12 protein-coding genes are annotated in these 14,629 nt (G+C 63.3%); 4 read left to right on the forward strand and 8 right to left on the reverse strand.

The features are described from left to right. Positions 1–227 precede the first annotated feature (227 nt). The 3 genes from AB8A38_RS27400 to AB8A38_RS27410 form a co-directional block, all read right to left on the reverse strand. Positions 228–428 (reverse strand): cold-shock protein, encoded by a 201-nt coding sequence (locus AB8A38_RS27400; protein ID WP_068734210.1) that lies wholly within the window; start codon positions 426–428, stop codon positions 228–230. Positions 429–750: 322 nt separating this feature from the next. Further along, the gene (locus AB8A38_RS27405) at positions 751–996 is read right to left on the reverse strand and encodes a hypothetical protein (protein WP_089265306.1); all 246 of its coding nucleotides are present in this window, start codon (positions 994–996) and stop codon (positions 751–753) included. 166 nt (positions 997–1,162) lie between these two features. After that, a complete protein-coding gene (locus AB8A38_RS27410) occupies positions 1,163–2,923 on the reverse strand; it encodes an adenylate/guanylate cyclase domain-containing protein (RefSeq protein WP_439088049.1) in 1,761 nt (586 codons plus the stop codon). Between the two features lie 119 nt (positions 2,924–3,042). Between AB8A38_RS27410 and AB8A38_RS27415 the strand changes: the two genes are divergently transcribed. Then, complete coding sequence (locus tag AB8A38_RS27415; protein ID WP_439088050.1) at positions 3,043–4,641, forward strand: glycosyltransferase family 39 protein; 1,599 nt, start codon at positions 3,043–3,045, stop codon at positions 4,639–4,641. On the opposite strand, the gene AB8A38_RS27420 is transcribed toward AB8A38_RS27415, so the two are convergent. Next, the gene (locus AB8A38_RS27420) at positions 4,623–5,366 is read right to left on the reverse strand and encodes an ArsR/SmtB family transcription factor (protein ID WP_439088051.1); all 744 of its coding nucleotides are present in this window, start codon (positions 5,364–5,366) and stop codon (positions 4,623–4,625) included. The two genes, AB8A38_RS27415 and AB8A38_RS27420, sit on opposite strands and share 19 nt — an antisense overlap. A gap of 147 nt (positions 5,367–5,513) precedes the next feature. On the opposite strand from AB8A38_RS27420, the gene AB8A38_RS27425 reads away from it, so the two are divergent. Continuing rightward, on the forward strand, positions 5,514–5,906 hold the full coding sequence (locus AB8A38_RS27425) for a RidA family protein (RefSeq protein WP_439088052.1): 393 nt from the start codon (positions 5,514–5,516) through the stop codon (positions 5,904–5,906). A 12-nt stretch (positions 5,907–5,918) separates the two neighbouring features. Here the strand turns inward: AB8A38_RS27425 and AB8A38_RS27430 are convergent, their stop codons facing one another. Continuing rightward, positions 5,919–6,953, reverse strand: coding sequence for a YcjF family protein (locus AB8A38_RS27430; RefSeq protein ID WP_439088053.1), 1,035 nt, complete (start codon positions 6,951–6,953; stop codon positions 5,919–5,921). Next, positions 6,950–8,413: a YcjX family protein gene (locus AB8A38_RS27435; RefSeq protein ID WP_439088054.1), complete on the reverse strand. Its 1,464-nt coding sequence runs from the start codon at positions 8,411–8,413 to the stop codon at positions 6,950–6,952. Before AB8A38_RS27435 ends, AB8A38_RS27430 begins: the two co-directional genes overlap by 4 nt. Before the next feature lie 224 nt (positions 8,414–8,637). On the opposite strand from AB8A38_RS27435, the gene trhA reads away from it, so the two are divergent. Then, on the forward strand, positions 8,638–9,336 hold the full coding sequence (trhA, locus tag AB8A38_RS27440) for a PAQR family membrane homeostasis protein TrhA (RefSeq protein WP_184518994.1): 699 nt from the start codon (positions 8,638–8,640) through the stop codon (positions 9,334–9,336). 82 nt (positions 9,337–9,418) lie between these two features. Further along, on the forward strand, positions 9,419–10,213 hold the full coding sequence (locus AB8A38_RS27445) for an SDR family oxidoreductase (protein WP_439088055.1): 795 nt from the start codon (positions 9,419–9,421) through the stop codon (positions 10,211–10,213). 273 nt (positions 10,214–10,486) lie between these two features. On the opposite strand, the gene AB8A38_RS27450 is transcribed toward AB8A38_RS27445, so the two are convergent. Together AB8A38_RS27450 and mdlC are read right to left on the reverse strand one after the other, a co-directional pair. Further along, complete coding sequence (locus AB8A38_RS27450) at positions 10,487–12,829, reverse strand: molybdopterin guanine dinucleotide-containing S/N-oxide reductase (protein WP_439088056.1); 2,343 nt, start codon at positions 12,827–12,829, stop codon at positions 10,487–10,489. 29 nt (positions 12,830–12,858) lie between these two features. Beyond that, positions 12,859–14,487 carry a benzoylformate decarboxylase gene (mdlC, locus tag AB8A38_RS27455; RefSeq protein ID WP_439088057.1) on the reverse strand — a complete coding sequence of 543 codons (1,629 nt, stop codon included), beginning with the start codon at positions 14,485–14,487 and terminating at the stop codon, positions 12,859–12,861. Positions 14,488–14,629 lie beyond the last annotated feature (142 nt).

Genomic DNA, 14,629 nt, shown 5'->3' on the forward strand with positions numbered 1-14,629 from the left:
GGCTCTAAGCAGCGGACCTCGAAAGATCTCAGCTCGGACTTTTGGAGTTAGGCTAGAGCGCACACCGCGGATCGAATTAGCGCAATCCTGCGTGAAACTGATTGCGTTGCAGGAGAGGTGCCCCTTTGGAGGAAACCGCTCGTGCCGAATGCGCTCTACATTGTTGAGGCGTGATCTCGAAGACTTCGGTGAAGCAGCCAGATCACACTGATATCAAACCAGATGTATCAGACCTTGAGGTTCTCAGCCGAGGTCTTGCCGCGGTTGGCAACTTCCTCGAATTCAACGGTCTGTCCTTCGTTCAGTGTCGAAAGGCCAGCCTTCTCAACTGCCGAAATATGAACGAACACGTCCTTGCCGCCATTCGCCGGCTGGATGAATCCATAACCCTTCGTCGGGTTGAACCACTTCACAGTGCCTTTAGTCATCACGTCGTCTCCGCGGGATCAAAATCGATAACGAACTGCCGGTCCCCGCAAACCGGCATATCCGACATGCGCACGTTACCCGCGGATTGCCAAGCTTGATAGCTCAAACGGCGTGCAGAAATCGTCCAAACCGACCGTTCTCTGTCCAATTTGCCGGGATTCGTCGCTATTCAGGATGTTTCCGACGCGGCGGAAGGTCGCAAAAGCACAGTGCCAGGCTCAGCCGCGATACGACCATGCGTTGTCGCCTGCACGCGAGTGATATCGCTGCAATGCAAAACCCCGGCCGAGACGGCCGGGGTTCGCAGCCCTCATGCGAGGATTAGTAGCAGACGTTAACCGTGCGCCAGCGCAGGCCGTAGGGCGTCATCACGCGGCGGCTCACATAGCATCCACCGCCGCCACCGACATAGCCAATGCCGAAAGTGGGGCCGTAGAAGCCGCCACCATGGAAGTGGTGGTGATGGCCATGCCAGCCCCAGCCATGGGCCGATGCGGTGGACGGCGTGAGCGCCATCGCGCCAAGAGAAGCTGCTGCAACGAATGCGAGTGCGAGTTTGCGAAACATGGTCATTCTCCTTCAGTGATGCGCGAAGCGCTGGTTGCGGGATCTGTCTGTTCGATCCATCGCAAATTCGTCGCATCGATTTCGGAGCGGGTTCGAAGAAATTCTGTAGGAATTTTCTGAATGCTTGTTCAGGCAGGCAAAGCAGGTGCGCCCTGCAGGAACAGCGTTAAAGCGCGGAAACCATGTCGCTGGTCACGAGAGATGAAAGTACCTTGGCGTCTTTGATCGTGCGCACATTCATCGGCGCGGCGCGACCGCGGATCGCGACGTCCTGTTGTGGCAGCGCGTCACCCGCGAGGCCTGCAGTGGTGCTTACTTCCTCGGAGATGATGACTTCGCAAGCGAGGCTCTTGGTCATGTCCTGCAGGCGCGCGGCGACATTGACCGCATCGCCGAGTGCGGTGAACACCATGTGGTCGCGATAGCCGATATCGCCGACGATGACTTCGCCGCCGTGAATGCCGATGCCGAAACGCAGCGGCTGCGGCAGGTCATGGGCGAGGGCGCGATTGAGTTCGTCGATATTTTCGGCAATGAGCCGTGCAGCCTGCAGGGCCTGACGACACGCGGTCTGCGGATCGCAGGCGAGGCCGAACAGCGCCAGCTCCCCGTCGCCGATGAACTGGTTGGGCTTGCCGCCGCTTGCGATCACAGCTCGCGAGACGGCGTCGAGAAAACGGTTGACGATGAACACCGTGTCGTAAGGCAGCCGCTTCTCGGCGAGCATGGTCGAGCCGCGCATGTCGACGAACATGCAGACGAGATAACGCTCCTGGCCGATCCGCGCCGGCTGCGATGCGTGAGCATTCGCGCTGGTCACCTGCGGCGCGAACAGTTGAACGAAGGTGAGGTCGGCTGTCGGTCGCAACTGGCAGGCCAGCCGGACCGCGGGGTCTGCAGCGCCGCCGATCCTGCTCAGCACGAAGGCTTCGCGCGCGGATGGTGCCGGCAATGTCTCGACACCGCTGGTGACGCGAATGCGGCAGGTCGAACAGCGCGCGCGTCCGCCGCAGACGCTGGCATGCGGCACGCGATGACGCAGGCTCGCTTCCAGCACGCTGAAGCCGAGAGGGACGCGCAGCTTGCGACCGTCGCTATAGGACAGATTGATCATCCCGGCGCGGCGTTCGACGACCATGCGGATAGCGCGGGCCGCGAGCACGATACCGAGCAGCGCGAGGTAGCCGATCAGGAGATCGTCGGTGATGTCGCCCAGTGTCTGCTGCTGTGGAACGGTGCCCATTCGGTCCGGGCCGAAATTCTCGGCCTGCCATTGCGGCGATGCCAGCTTGGCCTCGACCTCACGCTTGCCCTGAAAGATGCCGAGCAGTGCCAGTGTCGGGATCAGCACGGCAGCCGACAGAAGATAGGGCGCGAGGCTCTTGAAGTGGGCTTTCAGCCGCAGCCAGAAATACAGCCCGATGCAGCCGTGCAGCCAGGCGACGACCACCACGAGATACATCGACCACGTCTTCGCGGGCGAGGTGATCCAGCCATAGAACACCTGAGGATAGCTGCGATTGATGTCGTACAGGTTTTCTCCCAGGCGGACGGCGACCACATGGCCGACGATGAGTGCGGGAATGCTAAGCCCGAGTACCAGTTGCAGCGGCTCGACGGCTCGCCAGCGGAACTGCCGCCGTTCGAACAGCGCCCAGATGCCGAGCACGCCATGGATCGTGACCGCCGAGTAGAAGGTCACGGCGACTGGAAAGAACTGCCAGAAGCCGGCATGGATGACGACGCCGGTCTGCAACGCGTCGAGCGAGATATTGCCGAGCGCATGATTCAGGAAATGGCTGAGCAGATAGGTGAACAGCACCAGTCCGCAGACCAGCCGGACCTGGCGCAGCCCGATGCCGCGCCACCACCCGGCGGCGGGGGTGGCCCCAGGTGGCTTGCCGGCTGTCTTGAACGTCGCATCCATGGCGAAACCCTACGGCGAGACGCGCTCCGATGCCATCCGGAGCGGCCTCTGGACAGACCTTATCCAGCAGTAAAGTCAACAAGTTGACAGCATGGCGAAGTCCGCCGAAAAGCTCGGCGATGACGTCTTTTCCCGACCCTTACCTCGATCGGAATGTCTCCCGCCGCGCCTTTTGGGTGATCGGTGCATTGCTGGTCGCGCTGACCGCGATGCGGCTGGTCTATGCGGGGCTGTTCGATCTGCGCACCGACGAGGCCTATTACTGGACGTGGTCGAAGGAGAGCGTGCTGTCGTTCCTCGATCATCCGCCGATGATCTCATGGTTCATCCGTGCGGGCACGCTGATCTTCGGCGACACGAATTTCGGCGCGCGTTTCGCCGGTATCGTGGCGATGGCGGTGACGCAATTGCTGCTCGCCGACATCGTTCGCCGCGTCACGCAGGATCTGCGCGCGGTGCTGCTGGCGGTGCTGATGTCGGAAGCGGCGCTGTATTACGGATTGTTGATGGCCAAGGTCGCGCCGGATGTCGCGTTGATCCCGTTCGCCATGGCGATGCTGTGGTCACTGGTGCGGCTTGCCGAAAGCCATGACGGACGCTGGTGGCTCGCAGCAGGCGTCTTCGGCGGCTTCGCCTTGCTGTCCAAACTCACGGTGGTGATGTTCGTGCCCGGCATTCTCGCATTCATGCTGGTGCCGGAATGGCGCGGACGCTGGCTGTGCAGCCCGTATCCATGGCTGGCCGTGCTGATCGCACTGGCGATCTCGTCGCCGGTCCTGATCTGGAATGCCGGCCACGACTGGGCGTCGTTCAGGTTCCAGTTCATCCGCGCCACCACGAACAACGAGGTGTCGCTGCGCACGCTCGGCGATTTTCTCGGCCTGCAGTTCGGTCAGGTCGGCTTAATCCTGATGCCGGTCATTCTCTCCGCGGTTGTCGTCACTGCATGGCGTGGCTATCGCCGCCGCGAACCGGTCGCGATCCTGCTCGCCACCTGCGTATTGGTGCCGTTCTTTTTCTTTGCATGGAAGTCGCTGACCCTGCGTGTCGGCGATACCTGGCCGATGTTCCTGTGGCCCGCCGGCATCGCTGCGGTGGCGATCAACCTGACGAAACTGCCGGCCGACGGCTGGTCGCCGCGCATGGTGCGTGCCTCCTATGGCTGGAGCATCGCTGCCATCGCCACCGGCATTCCGCTGGTGGTGCTGGTCTTCCTCTATAGCGTGGCCGCGCCGTGGAATCTGATCGGCAAGAACGATCCGCTCGGCGGGGAGGGCGGCTATCAGGTGCTGGCTGACCGCGCACTGGCAGAGATGAAGACCACCGGCGCCACCTGGATCGCGACGACCGACTACCGCACCTATGCGATGCTGCGCTGGCATCTCAAGGACAAGGTCCCGGTGGTGCAGGTCAACGAACGGGCGCGTTTCATCGGCTTCCGCGATCCCGGCATGGCTGATATCAAGGGTCACACCGGGCTCTATATCGCGCAGACCGCGGACAACCACCGTCCATTGCTGGCGACGACCAGCGCAGTGCTCACGCCTGTTGCTGAAGTTGATACCATCTGGCGCGGCACTGCCATGAAGCACTATGCGATCGACAAGCTCACGGGCTGGACGCCGGACCTGACGCCGAAGCCTGATACGCCATTCTATCGCTGGCCTGCGCTGGCGGAGATGTCCGTGCCGTCACGCATTCAGCTGGCGGCGCGCTGACGACTCTCTCCCGGCTGGCGGGGCGGAAGCAGGCTGGGACTGGCGCCGGTGACGTTCAGATCGATGCCAAACATGTCTTTCAATTCAATCTTGCCGGCATCCGTGACTTCAAACGCGCGGGTCGCGCCCGTTCGCGCAATCCATCCGAGTTCCAGAAACCGCCGTTGGAGCTCGGCGCCGACCAGTCCCCCCGCATGATAGCGCCGCTCGCTCCAGTCCAGACAGGCCCGGCAGAAGATGCGCTTGCTGCGGCGGTCGGTTTCAAGCGTGGCTCCGAAGTCGCAGAGAAAGCGGTGGCCGGCGTCGGTCAGGGCTCCGCCATCTGCACTCAGATGCATGTAATCTCGCGCGATCAACGCGTCCGCGACCGCAACGCCGAGCCGTCCGGCCATGTGATCGTAGCAACTGCGCGCAAGGCGCAATGCTTCATCGCGCGCAGAACGCGGTCGATGCCTCGGTGGCATTTCCAGGGCCGCGACGGCGATCATGCTTTCCAGCATCTGGGCCACAAGTGGTGATGTGATCCGATAGTAACGAAACCGCCCGCTCGGGGTTACCGATATCAATCGCGCGTTGAGCAGCCGAACCAGATGTTCGCTCGCGGTGGGGCGGGATATCCGCGCCTGAAACGCCAGTTCGGTTGCCGTGAGCGCCTGACCTCCCATGAGTGCCGCAAGCATGGTCGCGCGCGCTGTATCGCCAACCAGCGCTGCGACTTCGACCATGTTAGCGGAGGCGACCATAACCCAGCGTAGCGGCTCGCCGGATAATCCGCCACTCCCGTCGGTTCGGCCGGCGCCGAACCAATTGGCCCGGCGCCGGCCGGCGCCCGTGCGATGATGCGATCAACAATGGCAGCCGGGAGTGGAAACATGCAGGCACAGTTCATTCGTGTCGAACCGTTCTCATCCTATTTCGAAGCACGGAAGGTTCCTGTCGCGCCGGCCGTGCGCTACGGCGATCTCGTCTATGTCTCGCAACTGCCGCCTTATGATCCCGAGACCGGGGAGATCAGGCGCTTCCCGCTGGAGCGGCAGATCGAGATTGTCCTCGATCAGATGGCGCTGTGCCTCACGGCTGCGGGTTCATCGATCGACAGGGTGATCAAGTGTAATGTCTATTGCACGGGGGCCGATCAGTTCGAAACCATCAATCGGGTTTATGCGCGTTACTTCTCTAGCGATCCGCCGGCGCGGGGCTTTTTCATCGTTGCGGGATGGCATGGCCCGTTCGACGTCGAGGTCGACTGCGTGGCCGCAGTCTAGAAGGAGTGCGGATTACGTATTCTCTTCCCCGTCCCGCTTCCGCAGCAGATCCTTTGCGAGATCGCCAAGTTGCGGGCGTGGCAGCGCCGTGAATGGCAATGGCCGCGTCACATCGATGGCGGCGAGACCCAGGCGGGCCGTGAGCAGTCCATTGAGCACGCCTTCGCCGAGCCGCTGCGAGAGTTTCGCGGCGATGCCATGGCCGAGCACCTGCTGGATCATGCTGTCGCTGGCGGCCATGCCGCCGGTGATGGCCAGATGGCTGATGGCATGACGCATCAGCGTGATCATCCCGAGTGTCCCCGGCCGGCCGCCATAGAGTTTTGCGAGCTGCCGGACCAGCCGGATCGCCGCGGCGGCGACGAACAGAACATCGACCACCGCGCGTGGGCTGACAGCGGTTACCACCGAGACGCGCTGTGCGGCGACCGAGACGAGGCGGCGCGCTTCGATGTCGAGCGGGCTCATCAATTCACGTTCGGCTACGCGAATGAGATCGGCGCCGTCGATGATATCGTCGGCATGGCCCTGCAGGGCCGTGCGCGCGCGGGCGAGGCGCGGATTGGTATGCGCGAGCTTCAGCAGGTCGGTGAGCACGGCGCGGCTCTCGGCGCGGTCGTCGCTGGCGATGACGGCCAGCGCGCGGGCATGCAGCTTCTCGATGGTGGCGAGCCGCATCAGGCTCAGCGTCTCACGTGTGATGATGGCGATCAGCGCGACGCTGACCAGCGCAGCGAAGCCGACGCCGAGAAAGCCGAGGCCGTCATTGATCGCGAACAGGTCGCGGACCAGTTGCGTGACGCCGAGACCCGTGCCGAGCAGCACGAGGCCGCCGAGTCCGGTCCAGAACAGTGTGCCCCAGCGGAAGCCTGATCGCACCGGCCGTAGTGGCTCGTCGATGACGACGGGCATCGCCATCGGATCGGCTTCGGGGGTGATGCGGATGGTGCCGCGGGCGAGGCGGCCCACATCCTCGTCGGCGTCCATGACGGTGACGTGGGGATCGTCGAGCCGGAACGTGGCCGGGCGGCGCGTACGGTCGGTCATTGCAGCCTGTCTCCGATCAGGAACTGGAGCGCGCGGTCGAGGCGGATGTGAGGCAGCGCCGGCTCCTCGCCGCCATCGCGGGTGAGGAGCGGCGGGCGGAAGCGCAGGAAGCGATAGTCGGCCTTGTCAGCGCCGTCTGTCGAGAGGCCCTTGAAAGAACCGCCGGTGAACAAACCGTCGAGATCGGTCGGCAGATCGCCGGGGAAGGTCGCGACTTCGGTCTCGCCGTCGAATGTCTCGCCATTGGCGACCTCGCCGGCGGCCGGCGTGCCCAATATCGAGGGCAGTTTGTCGCGGCCGCGTTGCACCAGCGCTTCCTTGGTCGCGCGCACCGCGGCGATGGCGACGACGTCGACCGACGCGCCGGCCAGCTCCGAACGCGACACTGCCTTGGTCACGGTGCGCCTGAGCACATCCTCCAGCCGGTCATGGCTGAGGTGATGCAGATGATCGGCCTTGGTCGCCGCAAACAGGATGCGATCGACGCGCGGACGGAACAGTGTGCTGAGGATCGTGCTCCGGCCGATGCGGAAACAATCGAGAATGCCGGCGAGCGCCGCTTCGAGATCGTGCAGCGCTTCGGGTCCCGCATTGAAGGCAGAGAGCGCATCGACGAGTACGATTTGCCGATCCAGCCTGGAGAAGTGATCGCGGAAGAAAGGGCGGACGACGACGTCCTTGTAGGCCTCGTAGCGTCGCTTCATCATCGCCCACAGCGAACCATCCGGTGCGCTGCCATCGCTGGCGACGTCGAGCGGCGCAAAGGTGAGTGCCGGCGAGCCTGCAAGATTGCCCGGCATCAGGAACCGGCCCGGCGGCAGCAGGCTCATGGCGAAGCGTTCGTCGCGGCAGGCGCGCAGATAGTCGGTGAAGAGTTTTGCTGCGATCAGTGTAGCCTGCTCGTTTTCCGGCGCATTGGGATCGAGCGTGGCAAGATGCGCGTGAAACGCCGCAGCCAGCGCCGCGCGCGGACCCTGCCGCGACAGCGCAAGGCTCTCCGCCGACCATTCCTCATAGCTCTTGTTGAGCAAGGGCAGATCCAGCAGCCATTCGCCGGGATAGTCGACGATGTCGAGCGTGAGCTTGCGGTCGGCGCCGCTCGTGCGCTGATAGTCGATGACCAGACGCAGCTCGCTGATATCCGTTGTCGAGTTCGGCCAGCGGCGCTCATCGATCAGCGTGCGTAGATGTTCCTCATAGGCAAAACGCGGGACGGCATCGTCGGGCTGCGGCGCAAGACGCGCTTGCGCGATGCGCCCGGTGGCGAGCGACTCGAACACCGGAAAGCGTCCGCCGCGCGTCAGGCCATGCACGAGTGCAGTAATGAAGACCGTCTTGCCGGCGCGCGACAGGCCTGTGACCCCAAGCCGCACCGTGGGATTGAACAGACCATCGCCATAATCGAGCAATGCGCGCGCAGACAGCCGCGCTTCTTCGACGAGTTCGGACAGGCTGGGCATCGTGCGGGAAAGCTCATCATGGTGAATGGTGCGCGGGTGTTGATCTGCCTTTAAAAATGGCGATTGTCTGGCTGAAATCAAGTTCGTCACGAAAGCGTCGTCACTTCGTCGTTTGGCTTTCGTTGACGATCTCCAGCCTATGATCTATCGCTGATTTCAGGGGAAGTCACAGGCGGGCTTACGGGGCAAGCTCACCGCATAGCACCGGCCGGGTTGACGCCACCATGACCGTTTTTCGCATCAAAGAACTGACCAGCAATTCCGCTCACATGGTGGCCGGCGCGATCCGCTGGAATTACGACCGTGCCGAGCTGATCGCCGACGGCATCGTTCACGGGCTCGGCGTGTTCTCCGGCCTGATCGCCGCCACGGTTCTCATCGTCCTCGCTGCCGTGTTTGCGACCGCGTATGAAGTCGTGACCGTCTCGGTCTATTCCGTCGGCCTGCTGGCCATGCTGGTGCTGTCGGCCATCTACAATATGTGGCCGGTGTCGCCGCGAAAGTGGTTCCTGCGTCGCTTCGATCACTCCGCGATCTATCTTCTCATCGCCGCGACCTACACGCCGTTCTTTGCGCAGATCGCCAATACACGGCTCGCGATCTCGCTGCTCGCCGGCGTGTGGAGCGTCGCCATCACCGGCATCGTCATCAAGCTCGTTTATCCCGGCCGTTTCGATCGCCTTGCGGTCGTGCTCTATCTCGCCATGGGCTGGAGCGGCTTGATGGCCTATGACGCCGTGTTCACGCCGCTGCCGCCGCTGACCATGTGGTTCGTCGCCGCCGGCGGCACGCTGTATACGCTGGGCGTCGTATTCCACGCCTGGCAGCGGCTGCGTTTCCAGAACGCCATCTGGCACGCATTTGTCCTGCTCGGCGCCGCGTGCCACTATACGGCCGTGCTCGACATGGTGCTGAGCACCTAGGGCATGATCCCGGAAAGTGGATACCGGTTTTCGGATCGGATCATGCTCTAACAAGAAACAAAAACATCAAGGGGAGTGCGGCATGCAGGTGACCGGTAAGGTCGTCGTCGTGACCGGTGGCGCCAATGGCATCGGCCAGGCGTTATGCGAGACATTTCATAAAGCGGGTGCAGCGAAAGTCGTCGTCGTCGATCTCGATGGCGAACGCGCAGCCGCCGTTGCAGAGTCCATCGGCGGCGCCGCGTTCCGATGCGATGTCGGCAAGGAAAAAGACATCCAGCATGTGATCGAACTGACTGAACGGCATTACGGGCCGATCGCTTTGTTCTGCTCCAATGCCGGCATCGGCGGCGGCTTCGATCCTATGAGCCCGAATGCCGGTGGCACATCGGATGAACCATGGGCGAAGAGCTGGGCGATCCATGTGATGGCGCACGTCTATGCGGCGCGGCATCTGATCCCGCTCTACAAGGCACGTGGCGGCGGCTACTTCCTCAACACGATCTCTGCCGCGGGGCTCCTCTCGCAGGTCGGCAGCCCGGCCTATTCGACCACCAAGCACGCCGCGGTTGGCTTCGCCGAAAATCTCGCGATCTCGCATCGGGCGGATAACATCAAGGTCTCGATCCTGTGCCCGCAGGGTGTCGATACCAACATGCTGAAGAACATCCCGAAGGGCCCGCAATCCAATGACGGCAACCTGTCGCCGGAGCAGGTCGCGCAGGATGCACTGGCGGGGATCGAGGCGGAGACCTTCCTGATCCTGCCGCACAAGCAGGTCATCGACTACATGCGCAAGAAGACCGAAAACTACGACCGCTGGATCGGCGGCATGGCCAAGATCCAGGCGAAGATGCGGGAGACGTTTGGGAAGTAGGGGCGGGCCTTCCTTAACCTCGCCCCGCATTTGCGGGGAGAGGTCGACCGGCCTTTCGATGCGAAGCATCGATGGGCCGGTCGGGTGAGGGGCATGGCACACGGCCTGCCGCAAACGCGCGCTCTCGAATCCCCCTGAATCAGGTCGAGCTGTGAAAAGAATTTCGCGACCCGAGAGACTGGCGCTGTGGCGAATGTCGCGCGCGGCCCCTCACCCGCCGCGAAGACGCGGCGACCTCTCCCCGCAAAGAGCGGGGAGAGGTTAGAAAGAGAATTACTCCGCCGCTTCGAGCTTCGGCGGGCGCGGCCAGATCACCGAGACCGGCGGATCATAGGCCTGGATCGGCGGCAGGTTTCCGGTGAATTTCTCGACATTCACCACCGTGAGCTGGCCCGTGCAGCCCTGCGCGAGGCGCGAGGTGCCGGTGTCCCTTGTCAGCACGTTCGGATTGCCGTGCACGCAGAGCGGCTTCTCCTCGTTCGGATCTTCCGGATCGTAATAGGCGCCGGTCGGCAGCTGGATCACGCCGGCCATCACGTCCTCGGTGACGACGACGGATGCGAGACACGAACCGCGCTGATTGAACAGCTTGATGATGTCACCGTCCTTGATGCCGCGCGCGTCCGCATCGACCGGATGCATGCGCGCGACTTCGCGGCCGCGGCGCTTCTCGGCGGAGCTGTGCCCGCCGAAGTCGAGCTGGCTGTGCAGTCGCGAGGCCGGCTGGTTGGCGACGAGCTGCAGCGGGTTGGTCGCATCGACCACGTCTTCGGGCGCGAGCCAGACCGGATGGCCGGGGCAGTCGTCGTAATTGAAGCTGGCGATGGTGTCCGACGTGATCTCGATCTTGCCGCTGGTGGTCGGCAGCGGCGTGCCCTCGGGATCGTCGCGGAACGCGCGCAGGGTGCCGCCGTCCAACGGTAGCTGTGGCAGCATTACTTCGCCGGCCGCCCAGAAGGCATCGAAATCAGGCGCATCCAAGCCCTTGGCTTTGAGCCCGTCGTAAGTCGGTTGATAGAGATGCTTCAACCATTCACGCGGCGTGCGGCCTTCGGTGAAAGCATCGGCGGCGCCGAGACGCTCCGACAGGCCTGTGAAGATCGCGTAGTCGTCGCGCGCGTCGCCAAACGGCTCCGCCATCTGATGCATCGCGACCATCATCGGATCGGTTTGCGAGCTGCCGATGTCCTCGCGCTCCAGCGACATGGTGCAGGGGAGCACGAAGTCGGCATGGCGCGCCGATGCGGTCCAGGCGAGGTCGTGCACCACCAGCGTGTCGACACGCGCGAAGGCCTTGCGCAGGCGGTTGAGGTCCTGATGGTGATGGAACGGATTGCCGCCGGCCCAATAGACCAGCTTGATATCCGGATAGGTCATGTGTGCGCCGTTATATTCGAACGGTGCGCCGGGATTGAGCAGCATGTCGCTGACGCGCGCCACCGGGATGAATTCGCTCACGCCGTTCTTGCCCTGCGGCAGGCCGGCGATCGGCACGGCGTTCTGGCGGCGTCCGTAATTGGCGATGGCGCCGAGCGCATAGCCGAAGCCGCCACCGGGCAGGCCCGATTGTCCGAACATCGCCGACAGCACCGAGGCCATCCACACCGGCTGTTCGCCATGCTTCGCGCGCTGCAGTGAATGCGCAACAACAAAGAGCGCGCGCTTGCCGGGCAGGCGACGCGCAAGCGTGAGTATGGCGTCGGCCTTGAGGCCGGTGATCGCAGCAGCCCAGGCAGCGTCTTTCGGCTGGCCGTCGCTGCGGCCCATCAGATAGTCTTCGAAAGTATCCCAGCCGTGCGTATGGCTGTCGAGGAAGGCGCGGTCATGCGTGCGGTCCATGACAGCGGTATGCGCGATGCCGAGCATCAGTGCCACGTCGGTGCCGGGACGCGCGGCGACCCAGTCCTGGTTCACTTCATCGGGCAGGTCACTCTTCAATGGCGAGATCAGCACGAGTTCGCCGCCGCGCTTGCTGAGCGCGATCATGTCGCGATGTTCGGTGTGCTTGCTGATGCCGCCGCCGGCGACGCGCGAGTTCTTGGTGTTCATGCCGCCGAAGGCGAGGATGATATCGGTGTGCTCGACGATCTCATCCCAGCCGATATTGCGGCGGGTCATGTCTTCGTAATTGCCGAGGATATGCGGAATCAGCACCGTCGACGCGCCGGCCGAGTAGCTGTTGACCGAACGCACATAGCCGCCGAGTGCGACATTGAGAAAACGATGGATCTGACTCTGCGCGTGATGGAAGCGTCCGGCACTCGACCAGCCATAGGAGCCGCCATAGATCGCCTTGGCGCTGTGCGTGTCCTTGACGCGCTTCAGCTCACCGGCGAGCAGGTCGAGCACCTCGTCCCATTCCATCTCGACGAATGCATCGCGGCCGCGCCGATCGTCCGGGCCGGGGCCGTTCTCGAGCCAGCCACGGCGCACCATCGGCTTGGCAATGCGCGCCTTGTGACGCAGCGCCTCGGGAAAATTCTGGATGATCGGATTCGGATCGGGATCGATCGGATGCGGTGTGATGACGAGCTTGCCGTCGACCCATTGTCCGGAAAAGGCACCCCAGTGGGAGCTGTGCGTTTTCTTCGAGGAGTCGCTTGCGTGCTTCGTCATGCCTGACCTTCCGTTATGATCCCGTCATATCAGTGCTTCTGTCCATAAAGCACGGGAACGGCCGAGTCGACGATGACTTCGACAAGGCTGACGCCCGGATGTTGCAGAGACTGCGCGAAGGCGCCCGCAAGTTCCGATGATTTGTCGACGCGCACGGCATGCACCCCCATGCCTTCGGCCAGTTTGACGAAATCCAGGCCGGGCAGATCCAGCCCGGGAACATTGCGCACCTGCATCACCTGGCTGAACGAGCGCATCGCGCCATAACCGGAATTGTTGATAACCACTATGGTTAAAGGCAATTTGCGCTGCGCAGCGGTCCACAGTGCCTGGATCGAATACATCGCCGAGCCGTCGCCGATCAGGCACACCGTGCGCCGATCCGGATAGCCCAGTGCCATACCGACAGATGCCGGCAGTGAATGGCCGAGACCGCCTGAGGTCATGGTGTAGAAACTGTTGGCGCCGCGCATTGGAAGATACTTCTGCATCGCCGGGCGATGCGACGGCGCTTCTTCCACCAGCATCGCATCCGATGGCATGGCCCGCGACAGCGTGTGCAGCAGATAATCTATCGGGATCGGGTCACTGGCTACCGGCGGCGGCGGCAGGATGCGGCCCTTGGCGACCGCGCGTTTGGTATCAGGCAGCAGCTCAAGCAGCAGCGTCAGCGCCGGCTTCATGGTCGCGATGATGCTGGTGCCGATCGGCGCGACGGCGGCGGAGTCCGCATCATCCGTGATCTGGAAGATCGTGGTATCGCCGTCGAAGATCGCGGCATGGCCTTCGACGTGGAAGGTGAAGACCGGCGCGCCGATGACGACGACGAGGTCGTAGTCTTTCAGTGCGTCGGAGAGCTGTGCCGGTGAGGCATGCAGGAAGCCCGCGAATTGCGGATGGCGTTCCGGGAAACTGCAGCGCGCCGAGAACGGACTGACCCAGACGGCGGCCTTCGTTTTCTCAGCAACGCTGACCATGAGATCGACGGCGTTTGCGCGATCGATACCGGGGCCAACGATGAGCGCCGGATTCTTGCTCTTGCCCAGTGCGGCGACGAGTTCCTGCATCGCCTGCGGATCTGGCCCGAGCTCGCGGCTGACATGACGTGCTTCAAGAGGTTGGGCCTGATGCGTCCAGTCGTCGATCGGCACCGACACGAAGGTCGGTCCGCAGGGCGGCTGCATCGCCACGTAATAGGCGCGCGCGATCGCCGCCGGCACATCCTCCGCGCGCGCGGGCTCGACGCTGTATTTCACATAGGGCCGCGGAAATTCCGACGCACGCTCGGCATAGAGAAATGCCTGCAGCGGCAAGATGCTGCGTGCCTGCTGGCCCGCGGTGATCACCATCGGCGTCTGGTTGCGATGCGCGGTGTAGATATTACCGAGCGCATGGCCGACGCCGGCAGCGGAATGCAGATTGACGAAGGCGGCATTGCGCGTCGCCTGCGCATAGCCATCGGCCATGCCGATGACGGAGGCCTCCTGCAGGCCGAGCACATAGTCGATATCGTCGGGCCAGTCAGCGAGGAACGGCAGTTCCGTCGAGCCGGGATTGCCGAACACTTTGCTGATGCCGAAGCCGCGCAGGAGATTCAGTGTGGCGTCCTTGACGCTCACGGGAGTACGGGCGGCGGGTTTCTTGCTGTCGCGGGCCAAGGCGGTTTCCTCACGTTATCGGGCAGTTGTCTGCCGTGTGTTGTTGACTCATCAACAGCAGGAGGGGGCGGGGAGTCAATCCGGGAGGTGGGGTGAAACCGCGCTGACGGAGCGGAGGCGCGCCGTCGCTCCCTCTCCCCGC

This window comes from Tardiphaga sp. 839_C3_N1_4, assembly GCF_051811045.1.
Classification (GTDB): domain Bacteria; phylum Pseudomonadota; class Alphaproteobacteria; order Rhizobiales; family Xanthobacteraceae; genus Tardiphaga.

Bases quoted from the DNA above. Each gene is read 5' to 3' on its own strand.
- trhA (WP_184518994.1), top strand. From the start codon at position 8,638: ATGACCGTTTTTCGCATCAAAGAACTGACCAGCAATTCCGCTCACATG.
- AB8A38_RS27450 (WP_439088056.1), bottom strand. From the start codon at position 12,829: ATGACGAAGCACGCAAGCGACTCCTCGAAGAAAACGCACAGCTCCCAC.
- AB8A38_RS27425 (WP_439088052.1), top strand. From the start codon at position 5,514: ATGCAGGCACAGTTCATTCGTGTCGAACCGTTCTCATCCTATTTCGAA.
- AB8A38_RS27410 (WP_439088049.1), bottom strand. From the start codon at position 2,923: ATGGATGCGACGTTCAAGACAGCCGGCAAGCCACCTGGGGCCACCCCC.
- AB8A38_RS27415 (WP_439088050.1), top strand. From the start codon at position 3,043: ATGACGTCTTTTCCCGACCCTTACCTCGATCGGAATGTCTCCCGCCGC.
- AB8A38_RS27430 (WP_439088053.1), bottom strand. From the start codon at position 6,953: ATGACCGACCGTACGCGCCGCCCGGCCACGTTCCGGCTCGACGATCCC.
- AB8A38_RS27400 (WP_068734210.1), bottom strand. From the start codon at position 428: ATGACTAAAGGCACTGTGAAGTGGTTCAACCCGACGAAGGGTTATGGA.
- AB8A38_RS27405 (WP_089265306.1), bottom strand. From the start codon at position 996: ATGTTTCGCAAACTCGCACTCGCATTCGTTGCAGCAGCTTCTCTTGGC.
- AB8A38_RS27445 (WP_439088055.1), top strand. From the start codon at position 9,419: ATGCAGGTGACCGGTAAGGTCGTCGTCGTGACCGGTGGCGCCAATGGC.
- AB8A38_RS27420 (WP_439088051.1), bottom strand. From the start codon at position 5,366: ATGGTCGAAGTCGCAGCGCTGGTTGGCGATACAGCGCGCGCGACCATG.
- AB8A38_RS27435 (WP_439088054.1), bottom strand. From the start codon at position 8,413: ATGCCCAGCCTGTCCGAACTCGTCGAAGAAGCGCGGCTGTCTGCGCGC.